Annotated in this window: 22 protein-coding genes and 1 pseudogene; 15 read left to right on the plus strand and 8 right to left on the minus strand. The window is 59.3% G+C overall.

Annotation, left to right across the window (positions count from 1 at the left end):
* Positions 1-16 precede the first annotated feature (16 nt).
* Positions 17-160: pseudogene (locus PI739_RS05130) on the minus strand (GNAT family N-acetyltransferase); the annotation flags it as partial.
* A 371-nt stretch (positions 161-531) separates the two neighbouring features.
* Here PI739_RS05130 and brnQ point away from each other — a divergent pair.
* Entirely contained in the window at positions 532-1845 is a 1314-nt protein-coding gene (gene brnQ, locus PI739_RS05135; RefSeq protein ID WP_003433107.1) for a branched-chain amino acid transport system II carrier protein, read from the plus strand.
* A 93-nt stretch (positions 1846-1938) separates the two neighbouring features.
* Here the strand turns inward: brnQ and PI739_RS05140 are convergent, their stop codons facing one another.
* Positions 1939-2199, minus strand: coding sequence for a hypothetical protein (locus tag PI739_RS05140; RefSeq protein ID WP_003366710.1), 261 nt, complete (start codon positions 2197-2199; stop codon positions 1939-1941).
* A gap of 313 nt (positions 2200-2512) precedes the next feature.
* Here PI739_RS05140 and htpG point away from each other — a divergent pair, with 313 nt between their 5' ends.
* Both htpG and PI739_RS05150 read left to right on the plus strand, forming a co-directional pair.
* Positions 2513-4420, plus strand: a complete 1908-nt coding sequence (htpG, locus tag PI739_RS05145; RefSeq protein WP_003366712.1) for a molecular chaperone HtpG — start codon at positions 2513-2515, stop codon at positions 4418-4420.
* Positions 4421-4510: 90 nt separating this feature from the next.
* Complete coding sequence (locus PI739_RS05150) at positions 4511-5239, plus strand: dienelactone hydrolase family protein (protein ID WP_003366714.1); 729 nt, start codon at positions 4511-4513, stop codon at positions 5237-5239.
* A 147-nt stretch (positions 5240-5386) separates the two neighbouring features.
* Here PI739_RS05150 and fabB read toward each other — a convergent pair whose 3' ends face one another.
* From fabB to PI739_RS05165, 3 genes are all read right to left on the minus strand, one after another.
* On the minus strand, positions 5387-6610 hold the full coding sequence (gene fabB / locus PI739_RS05155) for a beta-ketoacyl-ACP synthase I (RefSeq protein WP_054081897.1): 1224 nt from the start codon (positions 6608-6610) through the stop codon (positions 5387-5389).
* Positions 6611-6620: 10 nt separating this feature from the next.
* Complete coding sequence (fabA, locus tag PI739_RS05160) at positions 6621-7136, minus strand: 3-hydroxyacyl-[acyl-carrier-protein] dehydratase FabA (protein WP_003316569.1); 516 nt, start codon at positions 7134-7136, stop codon at positions 6621-6623.
* Between the two features lie 221 nt (positions 7137-7357).
* Complete coding sequence (locus PI739_RS05165; RefSeq protein WP_054081896.1) at positions 7358-9295, minus strand: ATP-binding protein; 1938 nt, start codon at positions 9293-9295, stop codon at positions 7358-7360.
* A 283-nt stretch (positions 9296-9578) separates the two neighbouring features.
* On the opposite strand from PI739_RS05165, the gene PI739_RS05170 reads away from it, so the two are divergent.
* The 9 genes from PI739_RS05170 (at position 9579) to PI739_RS05210 (ending at position 16401) form a co-directional block, all read left to right on the plus strand.
* Positions 9579-10604 carry an NAD(P)H-dependent glycerol-3-phosphate dehydrogenase gene (locus tag PI739_RS05170; protein WP_003366722.1) on the plus strand — a complete coding sequence of 342 codons (1026 nt, stop codon included), beginning with the start codon at positions 9579-9581 and terminating at the stop codon, positions 10602-10604.
* 24 nt (positions 10605-10628) lie between these two features.
* Positions 10629-10973, plus strand: a complete 345-nt coding sequence (locus PI739_RS05175; RefSeq protein ID WP_003433099.1) for a DUF4389 domain-containing protein — start codon at positions 10629-10631, stop codon at positions 10971-10973.
* Complete coding sequence (gene sixA / locus PI739_RS05180) at positions 10970-11425, plus strand: phosphohistidine phosphatase SixA (protein ID WP_054081895.1); 456 nt, start codon at positions 10970-10972, stop codon at positions 11423-11425. Before PI739_RS05175 ends, sixA begins: the two co-directional genes overlap by 4 nt.
* A 62-nt stretch (positions 11426-11487) precedes the next feature.
* The gene (locus PI739_RS05185; protein ID WP_003366728.1) at positions 11488-11931 is read left to right on the plus strand and encodes a hotdog fold thioesterase; all 444 of its coding nucleotides are present in this window, start codon (positions 11488-11490) and stop codon (positions 11929-11931) included.
* A 119-nt stretch (positions 11932-12050) separates the two neighbouring features.
* Positions 12051-12530, plus strand: coding sequence for a hypothetical protein (locus PI739_RS05190; RefSeq protein ID WP_271351534.1), 480 nt, complete (start codon positions 12051-12053; stop codon positions 12528-12530).
* 136 nt (positions 12531-12666) lie between these two features.
* Positions 12667-13476 (plus strand): alpha/beta fold hydrolase, encoded by an 810-nt coding sequence (locus PI739_RS05195; RefSeq protein ID WP_003366732.1) that lies wholly within the window; start codon positions 12667-12669, stop codon positions 13474-13476.
* Positions 13473-14327, plus strand: coding sequence for an alpha/beta hydrolase (locus PI739_RS05200; RefSeq protein ID WP_003433093.1), 855 nt, complete (start codon positions 13473-13475; stop codon positions 14325-14327). The genes PI739_RS05195 and PI739_RS05200 overlap by 4 nt, the downstream gene beginning before the upstream one ends.
* A 139-nt stretch (positions 14328-14466) precedes the next feature.
* Positions 14467-15285: a DUF4892 domain-containing protein gene (locus tag PI739_RS05205; RefSeq protein ID WP_054081893.1), complete on the plus strand. Its 819-nt coding sequence runs from the start codon at positions 14467-14469 to the stop codon at positions 15283-15285.
* A 69-nt stretch (positions 15286-15354) separates the two neighbouring features.
* Positions 15355-16401 carry an AI-2E family transporter gene (locus PI739_RS05210; protein ID WP_044308390.1) on the plus strand — a complete coding sequence of 349 codons (1047 nt, stop codon included), beginning with the start codon at positions 15355-15357 and terminating at the stop codon, positions 16399-16401.
* Between the two features lie 45 nt (positions 16402-16446).
* On the opposite strand, the gene xopAW is transcribed toward PI739_RS05210, so the two are convergent.
* The 3 genes from xopAW to PI739_RS05225 all read right to left on the minus strand — a co-directional run bounded on the left by xopAW (position 16447) and on the right by PI739_RS05225 (position 19101).
* Positions 16447-17205, minus strand: coding sequence for an EF-hand domain-containing protein (gene xopAW, locus PI739_RS05215; RefSeq protein WP_003433090.1), 759 nt, complete (start codon positions 17203-17205; stop codon positions 16447-16449).
* A gap of 115 nt (positions 17206-17320) precedes the next feature.
* Entirely contained in the window at positions 17321-18355 is a 1035-nt protein-coding gene (locus PI739_RS05220) for a sensor histidine kinase (RefSeq protein WP_003433089.1), read from the minus strand.
* A complete protein-coding gene (locus PI739_RS05225) occupies positions 18352-19101 on the minus strand; it encodes a response regulator (protein WP_004661894.1) in 750 nt (249 codons plus the stop codon). The genes PI739_RS05220 and PI739_RS05225 overlap by 4 nt, the downstream gene beginning before the upstream one ends.
* A 409-nt stretch (positions 19102-19510) precedes the next feature.
* Between PI739_RS05225 and PI739_RS05230 the strand changes: the two genes are divergently transcribed.
* From PI739_RS05230 to PI739_RS05240, 3 genes are all read left to right on the plus strand, one after another.
* Positions 19511-21592, plus strand: coding sequence for a hypothetical protein (locus PI739_RS05230; RefSeq protein ID WP_054081892.1), 2082 nt, complete (start codon positions 19511-19513; stop codon positions 21590-21592).
* A 297-nt stretch (positions 21593-21889) separates the two neighbouring features.
* Positions 21890-24088 (plus strand): autotransporter outer membrane beta-barrel domain-containing protein, encoded by a 2199-nt coding sequence (locus tag PI739_RS05235; protein WP_248670466.1) that lies wholly within the window; start codon positions 21890-21892, stop codon positions 24086-24088.
* 107 nt (positions 24089-24195) lie between these two features.
* Complete coding sequence (locus tag PI739_RS05240) at positions 24196-25728, plus strand: hypothetical protein (protein WP_054081891.1); 1533 nt, start codon at positions 24196-24198, stop codon at positions 25726-25728.
* The last annotated feature ends 34 nt before the right edge of the window (positions 25729-25762 follow it).

Consider the following 25762-nt stretch of genomic DNA (forward strand, 5'->3'; position numbering starts at 1 on the left):
CTTGTGCTGCTTGCGTCTATCGATTGTTATTCATCTGCCATTCCTGACAGGTCAATTCCCATATCTGTTCCTGAGTGGTCCCGCAAACAAACTGTGCTTCCTGAACGGTCACAAGGCGCATGCCTTCGCGCCGCGACAGGCGGCACGACGCTTCATTAAGGGGCGCAGGACCAGGCGTGGCGAATACAGGGTCGGCGTGGGTATCGCACTCGGATGGGTGATGTCAGGCATGGAAATAAGCTGCCGGGTATAGAGAGGAGGCCCAATCTATCTGTCAGGAAACGGTTGGTCTGTCAGGCATTTCTCGTTTTACAGCGGCTTTTGCAGCTGCCAGTTCAGGGTGCGTTGTCGGGTGACTCGCCCTGAGACAGTGCATTTTCGAGCGAAGTTGGCTACCCTGTCCGCCGTTTTTGCGTTGCCCTCACGAGGGGCGTTTCGCAAGGTACTGCCACGTCTTACGCCGACGGGCTGCGTCTGCCCCATTCATGGGTGACGTCCCATCCCTTTTTCGATTCCGTGTGGTCCCTCGTAATGAAAGTGTTGAAAGGCCAGGACATCCTGGCACTCGGTTTTATGACATTTGCCCTGTTCGTCGGGGCTGGCAACATCATCTTTCCCCCTATAGTTGGCCTGCAAGCCGGGCCGCATGTGTGGATGGCAGCGCTGGGCTTTCTGGTCACTGCGGTTGGCTTGCCGGTCATTACCGTGATTGCTCTGGCCAGGGTCGGCGGCGCGATGGATGCCCTGAGCAGTCCGATTGGCAAGATCGCTGGCGGGGCGCTCGCTGCCGTCTGCTATCTGGCGGTCGGTCCGCTGTTCGCCACGCCACGTACCGCCACGGTATCGTTCGAAGTCGGCCTGGCACCTCTGACCGGCGACACCCCGATGGCATTGTTTCTCTACAGCCTGGTGTATTTTCTGGTGGTGTTCTGGGTTTCGCTGTACCCGGGGCGCTTGCTCGATACCGTCGGACGCTTTCTGGCGCCGCTGAAGATCATTGCGCTGGCGGTTCTGGGCATTGCGGCATTCGCCTTGCCGGCGGGCGGAATAGGGGAGGCGGAGCCCGCGTACGCCGCAGCACCGTTTTCCCAGGGGTTCATCAATGGTTACCTGACCATGGATACGCTGGGGGCGCTGGTCTTCGGTATCGTTATCGTCAATGCGATCCGCTCTCGCGGTGTCGAATCGCCCCGTCTGATCACTCGCTACGCGATCATTGCCGGGCTGATCGCCGGGGTGGGGTTGGCGCTGGTGTATGTCAGTCTGTTTCGCCTTGGTTCCGGCAGCCACGCCGTGGCGGCCGGTGCGAGCAATGGCGCAGCGGTTCTGCATGCCTACGTGCAACACACCTTCGGTTCGCTGGGCAGCGGGTTCCTTGCCGTGCTGATTTCCCTGGCGTGTCTGGTCACTGCAGTAGGCCTGACCTGTGCCTGCGCCGAATACTTTGCCAAGGTGCTGCCGCTGTCCTACAGAACGCTGGTGATTATCCTCGCCGTGTTCTCGCTGCTGGTGTCCAATCTCGGGTTGACCAAACTGATCCAGTTTTCGATTCCGGTGCTCACGGCGATTTATCCGCCGTGCATCGTTCTGGTCGCGCTGAGCTTCTGCAAGGAACTCTGGCAGAGCCAGGGACGCGTAGTGGCACCTGTGATGCTGGTTTCGCTGGTGTTTGGCCTGATCGATGCGCTGAAGGGCGCCGGTTTCGCCGACGCGCTGCCCGATGTTCTGAGCCATCTGCCGCTGGGTGATCAGGGGCTCGCGTGGCTGGTGCCTGCTGTTGTCACGCTGGTGGTCGCGGTGGTGGTCGACAGGGCCATGGGCAAGCGTAGCGAGGCGCTGGCTTGAAGGCCGTGCGTTAGACGATTGCGCAGGAAAAACCGTGTTGCATGAAAAGGCCCGCTATAAGCGGGCCTTTTTAGTTCTGCGAGCGTATCAGCCTTACTTGGTGGCTGGTGCTGCTTCTGGCGCCTTGTCGGCGTTTTCATTGGCGCGCTGCTGAGCGGCTTCAGCGTTCTTCTGAGCGGCTTCCTGGCTTTCCTTGGCCGCGTCATTCACTTTTTCCTGAGCCTTTTCCATCGACTCCTGGGACTGCTGAGCTGCCTTGTTGGCATCTTGCTGAGTGTTTTCGGACTTTTTGTCACAGGCGGCAAGGCCCAGGGTGGCAGAAAGCATCAAGGCATAGGCTAAAGATTTACGCATGGGGTGTTTCTCCTTATTAAGTATTCACGAGCCTAAGAGCCTGCCCCCGCGAGTTAAGTTCCACCCGTGACGACAATAATGGGGAGCGCTGTTGCACGGCCGTTACACACTCATGAAACCGGGCCGATCATGAGCCTTTCCGGTGAGCGCCGAGCAAGCCGGTTCGCCTTGTGACCGGTGCACGAAACATGCTCCACGCATCATTGGCTCTTGAAATCCCCGACCCAGCCCCCACCTTGATGACTACCCGCTGTCACACAGGCTGCTGCCTGACCGTGACGGCTTATACCATCCAGATCGGAGTTTGATGATTATGAGTGTGGAAACTCAAAAGGAAACCCTGGGCTTCCAGACCGAGGTAAAGCAACTGCTGCACCTCATGATCCATTCGCTGTATTCCAACAAGGAAATTTTCCTTCGCGAATTGATCTCGAACGCGTCTGACGCGGTCGACAAATTGCGTTTTGAAGCGTTGTCCACGCCCGAGTTGCTGGAAGGCGGCGCGGAGCTGAAAATTCGTGTGAGCTTCGACAAGGACGCGAAGACCGTTACGCTTGAAGACAACGGCATCGGTATGAGCCGTGAAGACGTGATCACCCACCTGGGCACGATCGCCAAGTCCGGCACCGCTGATTTCATGAAAAACCTGTCGGGCGACCAGAAGAAGGACTCACACCTGATCGGTCAGTTCGGCGTGGGCTTCTACTCGGCGTTCATCGTAGCCGATCAGGTCGAAGTGTTCAGCCGCCGTGCCGGCACGCCAGCGAGCGAAGGCGTGCACTGGTCCTCCAAGGGCGAAGGCGAGTTCGAAGTTGCCACCGTCGACAAGGCTGATCGTGGCACCCGCATTGTTCTGCACCTGAAAAACGGTGAAGAGGAATTCGCTGACGGCTACCGCCTGCGTAACATCATCAAGAAATACTCCGACCATATCGCCTTGCCGATCGAACTGCCCAAAGAGCAGGCTCCGGCAGCCGAAGGCGAGGAGGCGCCGGCGCTGGAGTGGGAAACCGTCAACCGCGCCAGCGCACTCTGGACCCGTCCGCGCACCGAGGTGAAGGACGAGGAGTATCAGGAGTTCTACAAGCATGTCGCGCACGACTACGAGAACCCGCTGAGCTGGAGCCATAACAAGGTCGAAGGCAAGCTGGAATACACCTCGCTGCTGTACGTGCCTGCGCGTGCGCCGTTCGATCTGTATCAGCGTGAAGCCCCGCGTGGCCTCAAGCTTTACGTCCAGCGCGTGTTCGTGATGGATCAGGCAGAGTCGTTCCTGCCGCTGTACATGCGCTTCGTCAAGGGCGTGGTCGACTCCAATGACCTGTCGCTGAACGTTTCCCGCGAAATCCTGCAGAAAGACCCTATCATCGACTCGATGAAGTCGGCGTTGACCAAGCGCGTGCTGGACATGCTGGAGAAGCTGGCGAAAAACGAGCCCGAGAAGTACAAGGGTTTCTGGAAAAACTTTGGTCAGGTCCTCAAGGAAGGTCCTGCAGAAGACTTCGCCAACAAGGAAAAAATTGCCGGTCTGCTGCGTTTCGCATCGACGTCCGACGACAGTGGCGAACAGAGCGTTTCTCTGGCCGAGTACCTGGCGCGTGCCAAGGAAGGTCAGGACAAGATTTATTACCTCACTGGCGAATCCTACGCACAGGTCAAGAACAGCCCGCACCTTGAGGTCTTCCGCAAGAAGGGCATCGAAGTGCTGCTGCTCACCGATCGTATCGACGAGTGGCTGATGAGCTACCTGAGCGACTTCGATGGCAAGGGCTTTGTGGATGTGGCGCGTGGTGACCTGGATCTGGGCAATCTTGACTCCGAAGAGGACAAGAAGGCTCAGGAAGAGATCGCCAAGGACAAGGAAGGTCTGATCGAGCGCCTGAAAGCCGCGCTGGGTGAGTCGGTGAGCGAAGTGCGGGTTTCCCATCGTCTGACCGATTCGCCTGCGATTCTGGCCATTGGCGAGCAGGATATGGGGCTGCAAATGCGTCAGATTCTGGAGGCCAGCGGGCAGAAGGTGCCAGACTCCAAGCCTATCTTCGAATTCAACCCGGCTCACCCGTTGATCGGCAAGCTTGATGCCGAACAGAGCGAAGACCGCTTCGGCGATCTGTCGCACATCCTGTTCGATCAGGCCGCGCTGGCCGCCGGTGACAGCCTCAAGGATCCGGCCGCTTACGTGCGCCGTCTGAACAAGTTGCTGGTAGAACTGTCGGTTTGATAGCCGGTTGACAAGAAACCCGCCTCGGCGGGTTTTTTGTTTCAGTTCCCGCGACACGTCTTTCATCTCTCCAACGATCAGGAGTCAGTAATGAGCAGCAATATCGAAATTCGTTCTGTGGTCTATCAGATTGATGGTCAGCCCTATGAAAGCCGTCTGGTGTACGACACCCATGCTACTGCTGCACAGCCAGGTCTGTTGATGGCGCCCAACTGGATGGGCGTCAGCAAGGGCGCCGAAGACATCGCCAAAGCGGTAGCAGCCGAGGGCTATGTCGTGTTGCTGGCTGACCTGTATGGTCAGCAGATTCGCCCCGGTAACAATGACGAGGCGGGCGCTGCCATGACGCCGCTCAAGAACGATCGCAGCCTGCTGCGCAAGCGTATGCAGGCAGGACTCGACCAGTTGTTGAGCCAGGGGGATGTGGCTCTGGACTCAAGCAGAATCGCAACCTTCGGCTTCTGCTTCGGCGGCTGCTGCTCTCTGGAGCTTGCGCGTACCGGTGCTGAACTGAAAGCCGCGATTTCCTTCCACGGCACGCTGGATACGCCTAACCCGGCTGACGCCAAAAACATCAAGGGCTCGGTGCTGGTCCTGCACGGTGCTTCTGACCCGTTGGTGCCGAAAGAGCAACTGCCGGCTTTCGAAGACGAGATGAATGCCGCAGGCGTGGACTGGCAGCTGTACAGCTACGGTGGTGCATTCCACTCCTTCACAGATCCGCACGCCAACGTGCCGGGCATGATGATGTACGACGCCAAAGTGTCGAACCGCGCGTTCAAGTCGATGCATGATTTGCTGAAAGAAGTGTTCGGCTGAATGAATACCTATCGCGCCTAGGGCGTGCCGGAGAACACTATCGTGCCCATGCTCCGCGTGGGCATACCGGAGAACACCAGCCACTTTTCCCCATTCACAAAAAAGGCGCCTCGAAAGGCGCCTTCTTTGTTTGTCGCAAAAGCGGTATTACTTGCCCGCCCAGCGCTTCAAGACCAGCGTGGCGTTGGTGCCGCCGAAGCCGAAGCTGTTGCTCATGACCAGATCGATCTTCGCATCTTCCTGGGTCTTGAGCAGGATAGGCATGTCGGCAACCACCGGGTCCAGCTCGTCGATGTTGGCCGAACCTGCGATGAAGTTGTTTTCCATCATCAACAGGCAGTAGATCGCTTCGTGGACACCTGCGGCGCCCAGCGAGTGGCCCGACAGGCTCTTGGTGGAGCTGATCGCCGGAGCGTTGGCGCCGAATACTTCGCGCACGCCTTCCATCTCCTTGGCGTCGCCGACCGGAGTCGAGGTGCCGTGGGTGTTGATGTAGTCAATGGCACCCGAATCGATGTCGCCCAGCGCCATCTTCATGCAACGAATGGCGCCTTCACCGCTTGGTGCGACCATGTCGTAGCCATCGGAGGTCGCGCCGTAGCCGACGATCTCTGCGTAGATCTTCGCGCCACGCGCCAGAGCGTGTTCGAGTTCTTCGACAACGACCATGCCGCCGCCACCGGCAATGACGAAACCGTCACGCTTGGCGTCGTAGGCACGCGAGGCTTTTTCCGGCGTTTCGTTGTACTGGGTGGACAGTGCACCCATCGCGTCGAACAGGAACGACTGGCTCCAGTGCTCTTCTTCGCCGCCACCGGCAAAGACGATGTCCTGCTTGCCCAGCTGGATCTGCTCGACAGCGTTGCCGATGCAGTGTGCGCTGGTGGCGCAGGCGGACGAGATGGAGTAGTTCACACCCTTGATCTTGAACGGCGTGGCCAGGCAGGCCGAAACGGTGCTGCCCATGGTCCGCGTGACGCGGTACGGGCCGACGCGCTTGACGCCTTTCTCGCGCAGGGTGTCCAGCGCTTCCATCTGGTTCAGGGTCGAGGCGCCGCCGCTGCCGGCGATCAGGCCGGTACGCACGTTGGAAACCTGCTCGTCGGTCAGGCCCGAATCGGTGATGGCGTCTTTCATCGCCAGGTAGGCATAGGCTGCCGCATGGCCGACGAAACGGAAGATCTTGCGATCGATCAGCTCTTCCAGGTTCAGGTCGATGGAGCCGGAAACCTGGCTGCGCAGACCCATTTCGGCATATTCCGGGTTGAAGCGGATGCCAGGGCGGTTAGCACGCAGGTTAGCGGTGACGGTGTCTTTGTCATTGCCCAAGCAGGAAACAATACCCAGACCAGTGATAACGACGCGGCGCATGCGAGTACCCTTAGAAATTTTCAGTGGAAGTGAACACGCCGACCCGGAGGCCTTCGGCGGTATAGATTTCGCGACCGTCGACACTGACCGAACCGTCGGCGATGGCCAGGTTCAGTTTGCCCTTCAGGACGCGCTTGATGTGGATGTTGTAAGTGACCTTCTTGGCGGTAGGCAGCACCTGACCGAAAAACTTCACTTCGCCTGAACCCAGGGCACGACCACGGCCGGGGTTGCCCTGCCAGCCAAGATAGAAACCGACCAACTGCCACATGGCGTCGAGGCCCAGGCATCCAGGCATGACCGGATCACCTTCGAAGTGGCAGGCAAAGAACCACAGGTCCGGATTGATATCCAGTTCGGCGACCAACTCACCCTTGCCGAACTTGCCGCCCTCATCACTGATGTGCGTGATGCGATCAACCATCAGCATGTTGGGGGCGGGCAGTTGCGCATTACCTGGGCCGAACAGCTCGCCACGACTGCAGCGCAGCAGGTCTTCCCGGGTAAAGGCGTGTTGTTTGGTCATGCGAGCTCCTCAATAATCTTGTGCGGCAGGTTGTGGCGCCACTGGCCCGAACGCCAGTTCTGGCGTGTTATTTTCGCCAGGACCCTGTCCGGCAGCCTACTCATAGACTGTTGCGTTGTAATGAAAGTCACAGCGCAGGTGAAATCAAGGTACACCTGTACACTGAATTTTGTCATTCAGCCGATTTTGCTGGCCGATCTGGATGCCAAGACTGCCGCAATTTAACATTTATCGCCAGTCACAGGTGCTTCAAAGGACAGCCAGCGCTGTAAAACCTGCTGTAAATCAGCATGTTTGAAGGGTTTGGGCAGGTAATCATCCATTCCTGCCTGCAAGCAGGCGTCCCGATCACCCTGTAACGCGTTGGCCGTCAGGGCAATGATTGGGATTCGCTCCAGCCCGGAAAGTTGCCTGATTCGACGGGTGGCCTCATAGCCATCCATGACCGGCAGTCGGCAATCCATGAGAATCAGCGCGTGGTTGCCTGCGCTTGCCTTCGCCACCGCTTCGGCACCGTCGACAGCGATGTCGACCTCGCACCCCAGATTACGCAACATGGCCTGCACCACCGTGCGGTTCACGGGGTTGTCTTCGACCAGCAGAATGCTGCGCTCCCGGCCATGTGCATCGAGTATCGACAGCGGCTTGGCAATATCCACCGAAGCGTCGCGCGAGACGGGCAGGGGGATCTGCAGTGTGAACAGCGAGCCCGAACCTTCCGCGCTTTCGGCGTGCAAGGTGCCGCCCATGCGTTCGGCCAGGGTCCGCGCAATCGGCAGCCCCAGCCCCGTGCCGCCGTAACGTCTGGAAATCGAGCTGTCGGCCTGCTTGAACGCATCGAACATCGACTCCAGTCGCTCGGCGTCGATACCGATGCCGCTGTCCTGAACCGCGCAGGTAAAGTGCAGCCGCTCATCGTCGAGCATTGCCCACCTGGCGTCGACACAGACCTTGCCTTGCTCGGTGAATTTAAGCGCGTTGCCGATCAGGTTCACCAGAATCTGGCGAATGCGGGTCGGATCGCCTATGACGTTTATCGCCTCAAGACCTGGCTGAATGTGCAGTTCCAACAGCAGCTTGCGTTGCGCGGCGCTGTGGTTGAAGGCGTGGGTCGAGGCGCTGACCAGTTCAGCCAGGTTGAACGGTATGCCTTCCATTTGCAGGGCATCGCGCTCGATGCGGGAAAAATCGAGGATGTCGTTGATGACCCGCAGCAGATGCTCGGTGGATTCGGTCGCCAGCGTTGCGTACTCGCTCTGCTCGTGGGTCATCTGCGTGGTTTCCAGCAACTGCAACATGCCCAGTACACCGTTCATGGGCGTACGCAGTTCGTGACTCATCATGGCCAGAAAATCCGATTTGGCTCGGTTGGCCTGTTCGGCTTCTTCCCGGGTCTGGATCAGTTGTGCCACCGAGCGTTGCTGCTCGAGGCTGGCGCGGTGCAGGTTCTCCGCCAGGTTGTTGATGTGCCGCGCCAGCGCACCCAGCTCGGCATCATCGCTGACCGGCATGGGTGTGTGGTAATCGCCCTGTTGAATCGCTTTGAGGGCTTCGCCCATAGCGCTGATGGGTCTGGACAGGCTCAAGGCCAGGCTGCGCGCCAGCAGAAAGGCGAACAGCAAGGCCACCATCGCCAGGACGCCAGCCTTGAGCAGGATCTCTTGCTGACGTCGGCTGAATGCTTCGCTGGACATACCTACCAGCACCCGGCCCAGATAACTCTGTGAAGCGCCCTGCGCGGGTTGGCTTTTCCCTGCGGCGCGGGTGCCTGGATTGCCATGAATGGTGGTGCGCTGCGGCTGAACGGGGGCCAGAAACACTTCCATCTGCCGGGTCTGCTGCTCGTTTTCGCGCGGCTGGTCTATGTAGATTACGGCGGTGTTGGAGCTGTCCTGAATTTCCACATAGCGAACGCTGGGCATGGACAAGGTGGCGCGCATCAACGCCTTGAGCCCTTCGATATCGCCCGAGGTCACGCCTGGCTCGACCGCAGTCGCCAGCTGATTGGCGATCAGTTGCCCGGTGTGATTGAGCTCCTGACGCAGGTCCTGAATACGCACGAACGTAAAAAAGCTGATCAACAGAGCTGTCAGCAACAGGGCAGGGCCAAGGCTGATGATCTGTGTGCGGGTATTGATGTCCCAATGCCGAAACTTCATCGACTGTGGGCCTCGCGCGCAACGCACTGCGGAGGTGGTTCGATTGATGCGTCCATGCCTGTTCGCCCGGTGGTCGCGAATCGCTCCGGCTGCACAAGGCAGGGCCGATTCGTGATGATTCATGCTGTGCGCGCATGTTAACCGAGATGGCGCGTGTTTCCAGCGAACTTGTTGATGGATGCCATCCTGCGTGCATAACAGATCAGCTTTGTCGCTGGCTGATAACGTGTTGCTCCGTATAATGACGGCATCGCCACTTGAATGGCTCTGGATGGATAGTTTTATGACCACACAGCAACCCGTCGCGGTGCTTGGCGGTGGCAGCTTCGGTACGGCCATTGCCAATCTGCTGGCCGAGAACGGCCATCAGGTTCGTCAGTGGATGCGCGATCCGGAGCAGGCTGAGGCCATTCGCGTCAATCGTGAAAACCCCCGTTACCTCAAGGGTATCAAGATTCGTCCTGAAGTCGAGCCGGTCACCGACCTGACGGCGGTGCTCGACGCCAGCGAACTGATCTTCGTCGCCTTGCCATCGAGTGCCTTGCGCTCGGTGCTGTCGCCTCACGTCGAGCGCCTCAATGGCAAGATGCTGGTGAGCCTGACCAAGGGAATTGAAGCGCAGAGCTTCAAGCTGATGAGTCAGATCCTCGAAGAGATCGTCCCGCAGGCGCGTATCGGCGTGTTGTCCGGGCCCAACCTGGCGCGGGAAATCGCGGAGCATGCGTTGACTGCAACAGTGGTTGCCAGTGAAGACGAAGCGCTGTGTCAGGCGGTTCAGGCTGCATTGCACGGGCGCACCTTTCGCGTCTATGCCAGCAATGACCGCTTTGGTGTCGAGCTGGGCGGGGCACTGAAGAACGTCTACGCGATTATTGCCGGGATGGCGGTGGCGCTGGACATGGGCGAAAACACCAAGAGCATGCTGATCACCCGGGCGCTGGCGGAAATGACCCGTTTTGCGGTCAGCCAGGGCGCCAACCCGATGACCTTTCTCGGCCTGGCCGGGGTGGGCGATCTCATCGTCACCTGCTCCTCGCCGAAAAGCCGCAACTATCAGGTCGGCTTTGCGCTGGGCCAGGGGTTGACGCTGGATGAAGCGGTCACCCGCCTGGGCGAGGTGGCCGAGGGCGTGAACACCCTCAAGGTGCTCAAGGTCAAGGCGCAGGAAGTGCAGGTCTACATGCCGTTGGTCGCCGGGCTGCATGCGATTCTTTTTGAAGGCCGTACGCTCAGCCAGGTCATCGAGGCACTGATGCGGGCCGAGCCCAAGACGGACGTCGATTTCATTTCGATTACCGGCTTTAATTGAATTCAGTCTGATCAGGAGAAGGTCTTGAACGAATCGAAAATCCAGCACAACGAATCGATCCTGCTGCGCATTCTGTGGATGCTGCTGTTTCTGGGTGTATGGCACGTCGCGCAAATCATTCTGGCGGGCGTGGTGCTGGTGCAATTGGTTTATCGCCTGATTTACGGCGCGCCGAATGGCGGCCTGATGAACTTCGGCGACAGCATCAGCCAGTACCTGGCGCAGATCGGTCGTTTCGGCACCTTTCACAGCGACCACAAACCCTGGCCTTTCGGCGACTGGCCAGCGCCGCGCGCGCCCGAAGGCGAGGCGGCCCATCATGTCCCGTCAGCGGCCCAGCCGGTGCGCGATGAGGAGCCAAGGCCATGAAGGTTTGGGTACTGCGTCATGGCGAAGCGCAGTCGCGGGCGCGCAGTGATGCCGAACGCGAGTTGACTGCACACGGACGTGAGGAAGTGCTGAAAAGTGCGCTGCACCTGACAGACAAGCCCGTGCAACGGATCATCGCAAGTCCCTACGTGCGAGCACAACAGACTGCCGAGCTGGTGCGTCAGTCGTTGGCATTCGATGACTCGATCGTCACCGCGCCCTGGCTTACACCCGACAGCAGCCCGCGTGAGGTGCTGGCGCAACTGGACAAGCTGGGTGTCGACGAAGTGCTGCTGGTCAGCCATCAGCCTCTGGTGGGCGAACTGATCGGGGTACTGGCGCACGGCAGCCCGCAGCAGGCCGAGTCGATGAGCACGGCCAGTCTTGCCGAGTTGGAAGGCGAGTTCTTAGTGGCAGGCGGGATGCGCCTCAACAGCGTCAGGCACGTCTGAACGGTCTGTGCGAGCAATGAATGACCGCCGCGAATGCGGCTCTTCCGGAAAAAGGATTTAGCATGAGCATATGGCGTCAGGCTCCCGATATCGAAGCCCTCATGGCGGCTCAAAAGAACACCATTGGCGAGGTGCTGGACATTCGCTTCGAGTCTTTCACCGATGATTCCCTTACGGCCAGCATGGTGGTCGATCAACGTACCCACCAGCCTTTCGGACTGCTGCACGGCGGCGCATCCGTGGTCCTGGCCGAGTCGCTGGGATCGATGGCCAGTTATCTGATAGTCGACCCGAGCAAGTACTTTTGCGTCGGGCTGGAGGTCAACGCCAACCATTTGCGCGGTGTGCGTGCCGGCCGTGTCACCGGTGTGGTCAGGCCCGTGCATATAGGCCGGACCACGCATGTGTGGGACATCCGTATCAGCAACGACGAAGGCAAGCCAAGCTGCATTTCGCGCTTGACGGTGGCCGTTGTACCGCATGGCAAAGAGCCTCCAGTCAATTGAGTGTTTTCAGCTATTACGGACGCATTCTCAGGTCCGGTTTGGCCGTTGTGAGAGGGTATCTTTTCTCTTAGTGTTTGAGTGTTCCCTGGAAGGAGCACTCATTCTCAGGAGGATTGATAATGACCGAAGAAAAGCCAGCCTCACCCGGAGAGAGCTCTGCGCCTGAACACACGGTTGCGTCTGAAACGCCTGCTTTGCCGGGCAGTTCACCGCCCTTTGGCGGAATACTCACCGGTCAACCGATATCTGCTGCAACTCCGCCTGCTGCCAAGGCTCCACCGCAACACGGTGAATTGAATCTGGAAAAGCGCTTGAAGTCGGTCTATGCGGATAACCTGATGACCTCAGCCGAGTTCATGGCCTTGCGTGATGATGCCGACATGCTGTTCGACAAGCTGAAGGTCCAGTTTCCCGACAATGGTGCCCTCGCGCTGTTCCAGCCGTTGTCGGATGTCGCAGTACAAGCCATGCAGTTAGCCATCCTGGATTTCAGAAAGGCCAAGCCCTCTGCTGAGGCCAAGGCCCTTGCCAAACAGTCTTTTGGTTTTCAGGTCGCCTATATAAAGGCTTGTCTGGACCGTTTTACCCAAGCTTTATAGGCCTTCACGCCGCTCCGACCGCCGTATCGGGTAATCCTGATGGCCGGAGTGACACCTGCGATGGCGGTTCCAGTCATTGCCGATCTGCGAAGCAACTTGGCACAATCGTGACTCGCCCGCTCATGGAAGTATTGGCATGTCGCAACCCGTGTTCTTTGCTCACGCCAATGGCTTCCCTTCAGCGACGTACAACAAGCTGTTTTGCGCGCTGGCACCGGAGTATTCGGTGGCTCATCTTGAGCAACACGCCCATGATCCGCGTTTTCCGGTAGATGACAACTGGCTGAATCTGGTCGATGAGTTGCTCCACCATCTGCGTGAGCAGCCGGGCCCGGTGTGGGGGGTAGGGCACTCGCTCGGCGGCGTGTTGCACCTGCATGCCGCATTGCGCTGCCCGGAACTCTATCGGGGCGTGGTGATGCTCGACTCACCGGTCCTGGGGCTGGCTGATCAGTTAGTCATACGCGCTGCCAAGCGGCTGGGTTTTATCGACCGCATCACGCCAGCGGGTCGCACCCTGGGCCGGCGTGAGGCGTTTGACGATCTGCAGTCGGCACGCGCCTACTTCGCGGGCAAGACCCTGTTCAGCCGCTTCGATCCCGACTGCCTGACCGCCTACCTGCAACATGGTCTGCGCGAAGACGGCGGGCAGTGGCGTCTGCGTTTCGACCCGGCGACCGAGATCAGCATCTACCGCAGTATCCCGCACACCAGCCCAATGCCGTCACGGCAACTCAAGGTGCCGCTGGCCATGGTGCGCGGCAAACATAGCCGGGTGATCATGCCTCATCATGGTTATCTGGCCCGACGCATGCGCGAAGGCGAATACCTGTCCATGCCCGGAGGGCACATGTTTCCCCTTGAACGACCGGATGAAACCGCATTGCTGCTCAAGACGCTGCTGGCTCGCTGGGACGCGCGCAACGCCTCAAGGGTGACGGCGTGACGTTTACCGTGGAGGAGGTGCGTTTCAATCTGGGCCATATCGAACTGGCGGCGCATCTTTACGGCCCCGAGGACGGCCAGCCGGTGATTGCCCTGCATGGCTGGCTCGACAACGCCAACAGCTTTGCCCGTCTGGCACCGCAACTGGAGGGCCTGCGCATTGTGGCGCTTGATCTGGCCGGGCATGGTCATTCAGGGCATCGGCCTGCCGGGGCGTCCTATGCGCTGGCCGACTATGTGTTTGATGTGCTGCAGGTCGCCGAGCAATTGGGCTGGCCGCGCTTCGCCCTGATGGGGCATTCGCTGGGCGCGATCATTTCGGTATTGCTGGCCGGGTCGTTGCCGGAGCGCATCACGCGGCTGGCACTGATCGATGGTTTGATTCCCTTGACCAGTGACCCCGAATCCGCTGCCGAGCGCATGGGCTCGGCCATGCAGGCACAGCTCAGGCTGTCGGGCAAGAAAAAGCCGGTTTACGAAGATCTACAACGCGCTGTCCAGGCGCGAATGAAAGGCACCGTTCCGGTCAGTCGCGAGGCTGCAGAATTACTCGCGCAGCGCGGCCTGATGCCGGTACCCGGCGGCTATACCTGGCGCAGCGACAGTCGCCTGACCTTGCCGTCTGCGATACGTCTCACGCATCAGCAGGCAATGTCTTTCGTCAATGCTATCCGTTGCCCGACGCAACTGCTGGTCGCTGCGGGCGGTATGCTGGCGAAAAACCAGCTTGTGCTGTCCGGACTGCCTTTCGACGTCGTGCAGCTTGAAGGTGGCCATCATCTGCACCTGGATGACCAGCAGGGTGCGAGCGCTGTTGCACACTGTATCAATCGCTTCTTCGCTGCTTCTTGACTTGAGACCGGCAACTGCCGACGCTGGACGGGTTGAAACAGGAGTCAACCGTGATGGATCAATCCGCAGCCTCTGGTGACCGCCTCGCTGGCGATCTTTTATATTTTCACTCCCTGCTTGCCTGCCAATGAGAGCACTCATGCGTTTATCAAGTGTTCCCGTTGTTGCCTTGTGCATGTCTATGTTCAGCGCTGTGCTGTGCGCCGCCGATGTACCAGGCAGCAGCGATCTGCAGATCCTGCCGCGTCTGGCCGACACGGAAATCGTCGATTATCGTCCGGCTGCCGAGCTCGAACGGGTCTATCCCATGGGCTCGATCCGCAAGATCAGCGGCCAGTTGCGTTTCGACGGCCAGGTCAGTGCGCGTGGCAATCTGACGTCGGTCACCTATCAGTTACCTGCAGAGCGGACTTCCGACGACGCCTTCACCGCGGCTCGTGAAACCTTGCAGCAGCAGGGCACCGAGCTGTTGTTCTGGTGCCAGGCGCGCGACTGCGGAGAAAGCAGCCTGTGGGCCAACGAAGTGTTCGGCAACGCCAAACTGTATGGCGCGGATGACCGCCAGGCTTACCTGTTGCTGCGTCTGGCAGAGCCGCGCAGCGACACGCTGGTAGCGCTTTACAGCATCACCCGTGGCAACCGCCGGGCCTACCTGCATGTCGAGCAGTTTGAATCCTCTGCGCCACTGGGCGAACTGCTGCCGACCTCGGCCACCTTGCTGCGCCAGCTGCGAAGCACCGGCAAGCTGGAACTGCCCCGTCTGAGCGGCGAACCACAGGATGCCTGGATTACCCTCGTTTCCCGCGCCCTCAATCAGGACAGCAGCCTGCGCGCCACGGTGTCCGGACCCAGTGCCGGCGCCTGGCTTGACGCCCTGATCGCCAAAGGTGTTCGCGCTGCCCGGCTCGAGGCGGGCGTCACTGAAGGCAAAGGGCTCAAGATCGAGGTTATCCGCTAGAACAGCGATGGCGGACGCGCAGGTTCGCCATTATGCTCGCTCCCTCCGATCCTTTTTAGTGGATAGCGCATGTTCAACAATGACCGTCTGTTGGTGCAGATTCTGCTGCTGGCGCTGTTTGGTGCCTGTCTCTGGGTGATGGCGCCGTTCTGGTCGGCGCTGGTCTGGGGCGCGGTACTGGCCTTCGCCAGCTGGCCGTTGATGCGTTTGCTGACCCGCTGGTTCAAGGGCCGTGAGTCGTTGGCCGCGCTGGTGATGTGCCTGTGCTGGATGCTGCTGGTCGCGGCGCCGCTGGTATGGCTGGGCTTCAATCTCGCCGACCATGTGCGTGACGCTACAGGCCTGATCAAGGATATTCAGGTCGACGGCTTGCCCGATCCACCGCAATGGCTGGCGGGTATTCCGCTGGTGGGCGAACGACTGGTAGCGCTGTGGACCACCATCGATCAGCAAGGCGCGGCGTTCATGGCGACGCTCAAACCGCATCTGGGTCAGGTCGGTAACTGGGTGCTGGCACGCAGTGCGCAGATTGGCAGCGGGATTCTGGAACTGACCCTGAGCATCGTCTTCGCCTTCTTTTTTTACAGGGACGGTCCGCGCCTGGCCGCATTCGTGCTCAGCCTGCTGGAGCGCCTGATCGGGGAGCGCGCCCAGTATTATCTGGATCTGGTCGCTGGCACGGTGCAACGCGTGGTCAACGGGGTCATCGGTACGGCAGCGGCCCAGGCGGTACTGGCGCTGATCGGCTTCCTGATCGCGGGCATTCCCGGCGCGTTGGTGCTGGGTATTCTGACTTTTCTGTTCAGTCTGATCCCGATGGGCCCACCCCTGGTCTGGCTGCCTGCCACTGCCTGGCTGGTCTGGCAGGGCGAGTACGGCATGGCGATATTTCTGGGCATCTGGGGGATGTTCATCATCAGTGGCGTGGACAACGTGCTCAAGCCATACCTGATCAGCAGGGGCGGCAATCTGCCGCTGGTGATTGTCTTGTTGGGTGTGTTCGGCGGATTGCTGGCGTTCGGCTTCATCGGCCTGTTCATCGGCCCGACGCTGCTGGCAGTCGCCTACAGCCTGCTGACCGACTGGGTCGGCAGCGAGCGTGCCCGCAGCCGCTGACGGCGAAAGTTTCCGCCGCGCCATGACGGGCGGCGGAGCCTCGCTTTACGCAGCGGTATCCAGGTACTTGCCGACCGGCTTGCTGCTCTGGGTGTCATATTTTTCGCTGAGTGCGGCGATCATCTTGTTCAAGGCCTGAGTCGCAATCTGGTTGGTGTTGCCCTGATCAATGGTGCTGTCACTCTGTTTCAACGCGGCAGACAACTCGGAGGCGCTGATACTGTCGTTGCTATCGCTGTCCAGCGCACTGAACAGGCTGGCGCTGTCAGTACTGCCGGAGGTGCTCATCTGCGCAGGCGGCATACCGGCAGGAGGCTGTTGCGGTTGCATACCGGCGACCAGCTCCTCAAGGCTGACTGTGCCGTCCTCGTCAGTGTCCAGTGCATCGAACACCTGGCTGCTGTTCGCCGTACTGCCCGCATTGCTCAGGCCGGTGGTCAGCTCGTCGCTGCTAATGGCGCCATCGCCATCGCTGTCCAGCGCGCCGAGCAGATCTTCTGCCTGTTCATCGACCGACTGCATGGGCGGCGGCGGAGGTGGTGTCATCGCGGCCAGTTCGTCGGCATCGAGGCTGTCATCGTCGTTGCTGTCCAGATCGCTGAATGCCTTGCTCAGGCTCACAGTGATGCCATCCTTGCTGTTCGACGACAGGGCCGAGCTCAGCTCGTTCTTGCCAATGCTGCCGTCGCCATCGGTGTCCAGCTTGGCCAGCAGCTCTTCCTGAAACTTCTTGTTGCTGGTGCTGGAGGTTGCACTGGTCGAACTGGTGTAGCTGGAGAAACTGCTGCTTATCCCACTGATCATTGGTCTCACTCCCCTGAGATGAATGTACCCGGTAACGGTGTACCGGCTTTTGCAGACTCGGGGCGTCAGTTGTCGAGGGGATGTAGGCTTTGTACGCGGAGCGTTACAGAGTGCGTCACAGTCGTGGCAGGTCCAGTATCGCCGTCAGGCCGCCGCCTGGCGTTTGCGCGAGCGACAGCTCGCCGCCGATACGCCGCGCCGCTTCCCGCGCAATGCTCATGCCCATGCCTATACCGCCGGAGTTGCGGTTGCGAGAACCTTCCAGTCGGTAGAACGGCTCGAACACGGCTTCGTGAAACTCAGGTGCAATGCCAGGCCCGTGATCGACCACGGAGATGCGCACCCGCTCGCTGCTGTCCTCGATCACGATGTGTACGCTGCCGGCATAACGCAGAGCGTTGTCGACCAGATTCTGCAGGCACGAGCGCAGTGCCATCGGCTGCGTCTTCAGCGGTTTGCACTGGCCTTCGTACTGTACGTCGTCGCCATTGTCCTGGGCATTCTCGGCCTGCGACTCGATCAGTGCCTGCAGGTCGAACTGCTGCAGGCCTTCGCTGCGTCGGTGTTCATTGAGGTAGGCGAGCGTGGCGTCGAGCATGCTGATCATGTCATTGAGGTCCTGAGTCATCTGGCCATGCAGCCTGGGCTCTTCGATCTGTTCGACACGCAGTTTGAGCCGCGAAAGGGGGGTGCGCAGGTCATGGGATACCGCAGCCAGCATGCGCCCGCGCTGCTGCATCTGTTCGCGGATCTTGCGTTGCATCAGATTGAAGGTCTGCGCAGCCTGTCGGGCTTCCTGCGGACCGCTGATTTCCAGTGGCGGGCTGTCGAGGTCTTCACTCAGGCGCTCGGCTGCTTCGCTCAGGCTCTGCACGGGACGGCTGAGGGCCTTGGCGCCGTACCACGCAGCAATGATCAGGGTGATGAACTGGAAAAACAGCAAGATGACCGGGCCACCGAGCATCGGCGGTCTGTGCATGGGCCGCTGATCGAATTGCCCATGTTCGGCGTTGAACTCGTTGGACGGCGGCGGCGGGGGGCGCATGCCGTACTGGGTGAACCAGATGAAGGCCAGCAGGTGCGCCAGCAGAATGGCCAGCAGGGCGCCACCAAACAGACGCGCAAACAGTGTATCGAATCTGCGGATCAACCCAGCTCCCTGGCATCGAACAGATAGCCTTCACCGCGCACGGTTTTGATCAGTTGCGGATTCTTCGGATCATCGCCGAGCTTCTGGCGCAGGCGCGAGACCAGTAAATCGATGCTGCGGTCAAACGCCTCGATCGAGCGGCCTCGGGCAGCATCGAGCAACTGCTCGCGGCTCAGCACCCGATGCGGCCGTTCGAGAAACACACGTAACAGGCGAAACTCGGCGTTGGACAGCGGCACCACGAGGCCGTCGGCGGCGGTCAACTGACGCAGGACGCTATTCAGGCGCCAGGCGTCAAAGCGAATGGTGGTGCGCTGATCGCTGCGTTCGTCGCGGACCCGGCGCAGAATGGTCTGGATGCGCGCGACCAGTTCACGCGGCTCGAACGGTTTGGCCATGTAATCGTCGGCACCCAGTTCCAGGCCGATGATCCGGTCAGTCGGTTCACAGCGTGCGGTCAGCATCAGAATGGGGATATCCGATGTACTGCGCAGCCAGCGGCACAGTGACAGCCCGTCTTCACCGGGCAGCATCAGGTCCAGCACCACGACATCGAAGGTTTCATCGGTCAATGCCTGACGCATCTGCGTGCCATCGGTGACGCCACGAGCGTTGATATTGAAGCGCGTCAGGTAATCGCAGAGCAGCTCGCGAATGGCCACATCGTCATCGACGATCAGCGCACGAACGCTCCAGCGCTGCTCGGTCGATGTGGCATCCAGGGGGGTATCGGGAAGTGCTTGCATAATGCGTCTGTCGCCTGCTTGTGCCGCCATGGACTGGCTGCTGTTGAAGATCAACGCTGCCCCTCATGCTACTTCGCCGGGAGGCTCGGCGGTAGGGTGGCGCGACCGAATGTCGTGCGCATGTCATAAATGTATCGAGATTGATACGAGCGCCTGTCGAGCCTGCCCTGCGAAGCTCACCCTGATAGTTATGACAGTATCCAGTGTCGCGCAACTGCCGTTTAATCGAACGGGCTACCGGCCTGGATGGCTGGTTCTGGGCAGACAAGTTTTTGTCGAGAAAGCCAGGGTCTGTTGCCGTTTCATCGCGGCTCGGGATGAAAGGACGACAGTCCTTGGGGGCATGATCAATCCGCCCGTACGTTTTCTGCATAAACAGGGGCGGCAATCGGATAGCAAAGGAGTGCTGATGATGGTCGATTCAAAAACAACAACGGCTTTAGATGACAATCAAAAAGAGCGTATCGCCCATGGGCTGGCGGGCAGTGGACCCGATTCGGAGCTCGACGCAGACCTTGCTCTGGCAGAGGTGACGGGCGTTGTGGACCCTGTCGATGGAACGCTGAACAAAGATGTCCTGCTCGGTGAGTTTCTTGAGGTCACCTTGCTTCAGTGGGCAGGACTGGTCACTGATCCGGGCGACTTCGATACTTTTTTCATCGATTGGGCCATCGGCGCAGAGGCGGAGACGGACGCGTTTAAAGAGGTGTTTAGCGATATCATTACCGCACCGGTGGCTCCTGGCACCTTTCCCAAGAAGATCCAGATTCCGTTGAGCAGTTTAATGCAAGGCCTGGAAAAGCCTGCAGACGGTACTTACAGTTTGCGCTACCGGATCAGACAACCGAATGATCAACAGACCACCAGCCCATCGATCAACCTGATCGTCGATACCACGCCGCCGGGCGGGCATTCTGAGCCAGAGCAGATGATTCTGGATACAGATCAGTTGACCCAGGCGTATCTGGATGAACATCCGGACGGTCTGGTCGGCACGCTGCCTGACTATTACGACTGGGCGCCTGACCACAGGGTAGCTTTCTATTACGTCGGCAATCCGTTGCCCGAAAAACCCGAAGATCTGCCGCCTCCGGTCGATGTCGTTAACCTGCCCGGCCCGACTAACAATACGCTGAAATTCCCGGTTTCGGTCATTGGAGCGTCCAGGGACGATGCCTACTACATCGCCTACTTTCTGATCGACAAGGCCACCAACCGCACTCCGCTCTCCAACTACAAGCGCATAGACGTAGCGCTGGGACTGTTGCCCGACAACCTGCAAGACCCCGTCGTGCCATTGGCAGAAAATGATAACTTGATCGACCTGCCTGACGCAGGAATCGGGGTCCAGGTATCGATCAAGTCGTTCGATAACTGGAAGCCGACCGACCGTATCGAAGTCACCTGGGGCGCAGAAATGCTGAGATCCGAGGAAGTCGGCAGCTATCCAGAGTTTCCGCTTTTGATCAGGGTCCCTGATGAGGTTCTGCGTGCTCAATACAATTTAGCGACTGGCGGTGACCAGGCCACTAATGTGAGTTATCGAATCCTGCGTGGCATTCTCCCTTCCGCAGTGAAAAGCATCAGCGTCAATGTCAATTTCTCCACTATCGGACCTGATCCCATAACCGATCCTGTATGGCCGGATCCGGTCAACGATGCGTTGCCGCTGGTCGAGGTCCGTGGCAAGACTTCCGATTCAGCGAACGTCCTGACAGCAGCGGATAAAGGCGAGGCTGCCAGGGTCCTTTTCAAGCTGTATAACAAGCTTCAATCGGGTGAAATGATCGATTTCTACTGGGGCACAAGGCTCACTTCATCGGCCACCTACACCGTACTGCCTTCAGACGCAGCGGGTTCCGATCGTGAGGTTGAAATACCCTGGGATGATATCTTTGCGGAAGGCAATCGCGTTGATTTGCCGGTTCATTACCGCATTCATGCGCCCGGTTCAGCAAACACCCAGCACTCGAAGGAGACTCTGGTCAACGTAAGCGCCATTGTCATCACCCCGGACGCACCGCTTTTCGAGGGCACCAGTACAAGTGGCTGGCTGAACTGCGATTCACTCTTCGCCAACGGCATCGGAAATCCGGCCACGGATGAGCCGGGGATACGGGTCCGCGTTCCGGATCTTTCGAAATATCTGTCGGACGGTGAGACTGTTACTTTGCACTGGTACGCCTCTACAGGAACTACAGGCGACGCTCTTATTCCGGGCACAGAAAAAGAGGAGGCTATCGTGCTGGGAGCCGACCATCCGGCTACCGGTTTCACCTGGCTGGTCACGCCCTACGCGACACACATTCTGCCTGTCTATAATCCTGCAAGCGGCAGCCCGAACGGGAGCGCGAGGATCAAGTACTCCTTCATCATGAGCGGCGCAACCGAAACCATTACCTCGCTGGAAACCACCGCCCGGGTAGGGATGTACGACGCAGTTGGGGCGTGTCCTATCGTGCTCAAGTCACGTAAACCGAAGAAAAAGTAAGGAAGGTCGCCGGTTCAGGGTGCCTGCGGCATGCAGCAGGCACCCTGTGGGGTATAAGCAGGCTCAGGTTGCTCCCAAACGGTTTAGGTAGGCCGGCGCGCACCGGGTCATGTCACCTACGCTTATTGGTATTTTCCCCGACGATCTTCTGCTGTCAGAACCTCCCTACGTTTACCTAGGAAACGTCCTACAGAGCATTCGGTTGGATCCCCGTAGTCTTTCGGCCTCTCTCCCGAGACCGCGTTCGGGCAGTCTTCACGGGGTTCAACCAGGTCTACCTCAAGGTAATGCATCGTCATGAATGCTCCATTCGTGCTGCGTCCGCTTTCATGGACATTGAAAACCGTTATTTTTCTCTCTCCCTTGCTGCCTGGCAGTCATGCCTTTGCGCAAATCCTTGTCAATACGCCGCAGACCATTGATGCAACAGGTCCGCTGGACAGCTATCGGGTTGTCAGCACCGGAAATCTGACGGCCAACGGCGCGACAACCCTGCAAATATCCACGATCACCGGGGCGCAGCTGACGCTCACTGGCAGTCAGGTCAGTGCAGGCACCAGCTCTTCAGCCGTCTCGTTGACCGGGGCAGATGCGTTGATTGTCGGCAGCGCCCTGACAGGTGGTGCGGATGGCCTGGGGATGGGCAATGAAAGTGCACGACTGGTCGGTTCCACTGCCACCGTCATCGGCAGCACGATCACTGCCACGAATCGCGGGATAAATGCTGGCTCGCTCAGCAACCTGACCCTGGAAAGTACTTCGGTGACGGCCACCGGCACCAATGGTAGAGGCATGGAGATGTTTGACTCCACGGTGAAGGCGTCCGGCAGTACCCTCACCGGGCAGCAATATGGCGTGCGCTTGCGCGCTGACCCGGCCGTACCCTCAAGCAATTTGTTGGTCCTTGAGGGAACCCGGGTCGAAGGTATCACCGGGTCGGCGCTGATCGTCGGAACGCCCACCGGTGCGCCCGCGACTGCCGATATCCAGGTCAACAATGGTTCTACGCTGACCGGCGGCAATGGCAAGATACTGGAGTTGATCAACGGCTCAACGGCGCAGATGACCGTGGACAACAGCCATCTGCAGGGCGATGTATCGGCGGGTGAGGGCAGTACCGCCAGCCTGTCACTGCAAAATAACGCGACCCTGACCGGACGCCTGGAGAACGTATCCAGCCTGTCGCTCAGTAGCCAGGGCCAGTGGGTGATGGTCGAGAATGGTCAGGTGAATGAATTGTCCATGGACGGCGGATCGGTCAGGTTTGGCGACGCGGCCTCGTTTTACACCTTGTCGCTCGCCAGCCTGTCAGGGAATGGTACGTTCATGATGGACGTGGATTTCGGTGGCAAGACCACTGACTTTCTTGACATCACGGGCAGTGCGACCGGCAGTCATACCTTGCTTATCGGTAGCACGGGGGCTGATCCGCTCAGCGATACCAGCTTGCACGTCGTGCATGCGGCAGCCGGCGATGCCAGCTTTTCGCTCTCAGGCGGCGCAGTGGACCTGGGCGCCTGGTCCTATGACCTGATCAAACAGGGCGATAACGACTGGTATCTGGATACCGCCACCCGGACCATCAGCCCGGGCGCACAGACTGTCATGGCGTTGTTCAACACGGCGCCGACTGTCTGGTATGGGGAGTTGAGCACGTTGCGTTCGCGCATGGGCGAGTTGCGCATGGACGAGGCCCGTTCCGGCGGCTGGATACGGACCTACGGCAACAAATTCAACGTGGCCGACGCCTCGGGCTTCGGATATCGGCAGGTTCAGAACGGTGTTGCTCTCGGCGCAGATGGCAAGCTGCCTGTGGGGTCGGGACAATGGCTGGCGGGTGTGATGATCGGGCAGAGCTCGTCCGACCTCAGCCTGGATCACGGTGCCAGTGGCAAGGTCGACAGCTACTCGCTGGGCGCTTACAGCACCTGGCTGGACAGCGAGAGCGGCTACTACGTCGATGGCGTGATCAAACTCAATCAGTTCAAAAACAAGGCCAGAGTCAATCTCAGCGATGGTTCCCGCACGCGCGGCAACTACGACAATCTGGGGGTTGGCGCGTCGCTGGAACTGGGTCGGCTCATCAAACTGAACAACGGTTATTTTCTCGAACCCTACACCCAATTGGCGGGCCTGGTCGTTCAGGGCAAGGACTACGCACTGGACAACGGTATGCGCGCTGAGGGTGACCGCAGCCGGTCGCTGCTCGGCAAGGTCGGTACGACGGCGGGGCGCAGTTTCGATCTGGGCCAGGGACGTACGCTGCAACCTTACGTGCGGGTTGCCGTGGCTCACGAATTCGTCAACCGGAACGAGGTCAAGGTCAACGACAACGTCTTCAATAACGACCTCTCCGGTTCCCGTGGCGAGTTGGGGGCGGGCGTTTCGGTGTCACTGTCTGACAACCTGCAGTTGCATGCTGATTTCGATTACAGCAATGGCGATGCCATCGAGCAGCCGTGGGGCGCCGGTGCAGGCTTGCGTTACAGTTGGTAGCGACAGCGAAGCGGGGGGCTGATGCTTGATCGATGGCGCTGATGCGCCAACGGTCCTATCACTTGTGCCAGTATCCGCAAAAAAAAACAGGGTGTTAACTGACGGGCATGGCGGTCGGCAAACGGGTCGGCCACCGCTTTCTCCTACTGGAGGCCTGGCTCATGTCTGTCATTTCAAAGTGGATCGAACGGATCAGAGTCCTCTTCTGGCCGGCTTCAAGACGCAAGAGCATGCTGCTTGCGCCGCCTGTGATCGCCGAACTCCTGCCTGACATACCCGGCGGTGAACCCAATCTGCTTCCCAGCAGTGCTTGGCTCGTGCCGTTGCGGGTCGATTTTCCCATGTGGCAAAACTCCGAGCCCACTCCGGGCGACCCTGAGTATCTGCGCGTGTACTGGAATGACCTGCTGCTGGAGGAGAAGGTCTGGACCAAACCTGTACAGCCTGTCGATCTGTTCATCATGATCGCGCAGCAATACCTGGGCGAAGGCCAGCATCGACTCCGTTATAGCGTCGAGACCGCCAATCAGGTGCAGACCGAATCCGAAACACTGGCCTTTGTCATTGATAAAACGGCACCGGTATTCGCAGACGAAGGGGCGCTGATTTTTCCGGAAGAAATCATCAGGGATGGTCTTACCTCGGCCTGGCTGGACTCTCATGGCAACACCGTGCTGGCCGAAGTGCCCGCGTATTTTTCGCCGAGCGCCGGGGATCTCATTATCTGGTACTGGAGCAGTACGATGACGGGCTCGGAGCACACCGGAACCCTGACGCTTGAAGCGTCCGACATCGGTAGCACGATCAATATTGGCTTCGACAAGCAAATGGTTCTCGAGAGTGGCGATGGCATTCGTTATGTGTCCTACAGGTTGAAGGATCGCTCGGGGAATGCCGGGCCCCGTGCGCTGGCTGTTTCGCTGCTGGTGCGTGCTCAGCCAGTACCGCGTGTGCTGCCACCCCCGCGGGTTCAGAAGGCGTCAGGCTCGGCAAGCGCCAGTACGCTCGATCCGTTGGATGCCTATCAGGGCGCCGTGGTATCGATACCTGAGAGTGCCGTGATTGCTCCCGGTGACACCGTCCGCGTCCAATGGGCCGAGCCCGGCAGTGTGGGGGCCTTTCTTACGGAGGTAGCAGACTCGAGACTGTTCAACATTCCTTCCACACAGATTGCCCAGCATTTCGGCAAGTCGATCCCCGTTTATTATGAGGTATTCGAAAAAAGCGCCGCCCCGCCTTATCTTTCGGACCTGCATACGCTGAGTATCATGGTCATGACAGGCTTTCCGGTGGTGCAGTGTGACAAAGTCTCCGGGGGGCGTCTGAGCCTGCAGGACATTGCAGAGGGAGGCTACGCACGGTTCACGCTCGACAGTTGGTCATTCATGGGCACTGACCAGTTCCTCACCATCGAGGTGCATGGTGTCAGCAGTGCTGATAATCAATTGTTGATCGTTAACGTTCTGGATGAATACCCGGTGCCGCGGGTGGACGATAAAATCGACGCCGGTGTTATCAGCAAAACGGATTTGAAGGCATTTAATATAGGCACTCAGCTCGATGTCCGGGTGCGTGTGAGTTTCGACCAGACGCTCTCCTGGCAGTCTTTTCCTTCGCTCAGACCAACGTTGTACCCCTGAGGAGGAGGTCATGGACCGCCAGTTGGCAGTCCAT

It is taken from the genome of Pseudomonas cerasi (assembly GCF_027983475.1).
In the GTDB taxonomy this organism is placed as follows: Bacteria; Pseudomonadota; Gammaproteobacteria; order Pseudomonadales; family Pseudomonadaceae; genus Aquipseudomonas; species Aquipseudomonas cerasi.

Coding starts and splice junctions, on each gene's coding strand:
- brnQ (WP_003433107.1), top strand. CDS start 532: ATGAAAGTGTTGAAAGGCCAGGACATCCTGGCACTCGGTTTTATGACA.
- PI739_RS05140 (WP_003366710.1), bottom strand. CDS start 2,199: ATGCGTAAATCTTTAGCCTATGCCTTGATGCTTTCTGCCACCCTGGGC.
- htpG (WP_003366712.1), top strand. CDS start 2,513: ATGAGTGTGGAAACTCAAAAGGAAACCCTGGGCTTCCAGACCGAGGTA.
- PI739_RS05150 (WP_003366714.1), top strand. CDS start 4,511: ATGAGCAGCAATATCGAAATTCGTTCTGTGGTCTATCAGATTGATGGT.
- fabB (WP_054081897.1), bottom strand. CDS start 6,610: ATGCGCCGCGTCGTTATCACTGGTCTGGGTATTGTTTCCTGCTTGGGC.
- fabA (WP_003316569.1), bottom strand. CDS start 7,136: ATGACCAAACAACACGCCTTTACCCGGGAAGACCTGCTGCGCTGCAGT.
- PI739_RS05165 (WP_054081896.1), bottom strand. CDS start 9,295: ATGAAGTTTCGGCATTGGGACATCAATACCCGCACACAGATCATCAGC.
- PI739_RS05170 (WP_003366722.1), top strand. CDS start 9,579: ATGACCACACAGCAACCCGTCGCGGTGCTTGGCGGTGGCAGCTTCGGT.
- sixA (WP_054081895.1), top strand. CDS start 10,970: ATGAAGGTTTGGGTACTGCGTCATGGCGAAGCGCAGTCGCGGGCGCGC.
- PI739_RS05185 (WP_003366728.1), top strand. CDS start 11,488: ATGAGCATATGGCGTCAGGCTCCCGATATCGAAGCCCTCATGGCGGCT.
- PI739_RS05190 (WP_271351534.1), top strand. CDS start 12,051: ATGACCGAAGAAAAGCCAGCCTCACCCGGAGAGAGCTCTGCGCCTGAA.
- PI739_RS05195 (WP_003366732.1), top strand. CDS start 12,667: ATGTCGCAACCCGTGTTCTTTGCTCACGCCAATGGCTTCCCTTCAGCG.
- PI739_RS05205 (WP_054081893.1), top strand. CDS start 14,467: ATGCGTTTATCAAGTGTTCCCGTTGTTGCCTTGTGCATGTCTATGTTC.
- PI739_RS05210 (WP_044308390.1), top strand. CDS start 15,355: ATGTTCAACAATGACCGTCTGTTGGTGCAGATTCTGCTGCTGGCGCTG.
- xopAW (WP_003433090.1), bottom strand. CDS start 17,205: ATGATCAGTGGGATAAGCAGCAGTTTCTCCAGCTACACCAGTTCGACC.
- PI739_RS05225 (WP_004661894.1), bottom strand. CDS start 19,101: ATGCAAGCACTTCCCGATACCCCCCTGGATGCCACATCGACCGAGCAG.
- PI739_RS05230 (WP_054081892.1), top strand. CDS start 19,511: ATGATGGTCGATTCAAAAACAACAACGGCTTTAGATGACAATCAAAAA.
- PI739_RS05235 (WP_248670466.1), top strand. CDS start 21,890: ATGAATGCTCCATTCGTGCTGCGTCCGCTTTCATGGACATTGAAAACC.
- PI739_RS05240 (WP_054081891.1), top strand. CDS start 24,196: ATGGCGGTCGGCAAACGGGTCGGCCACCGCTTTCTCCTACTGGAGGCC.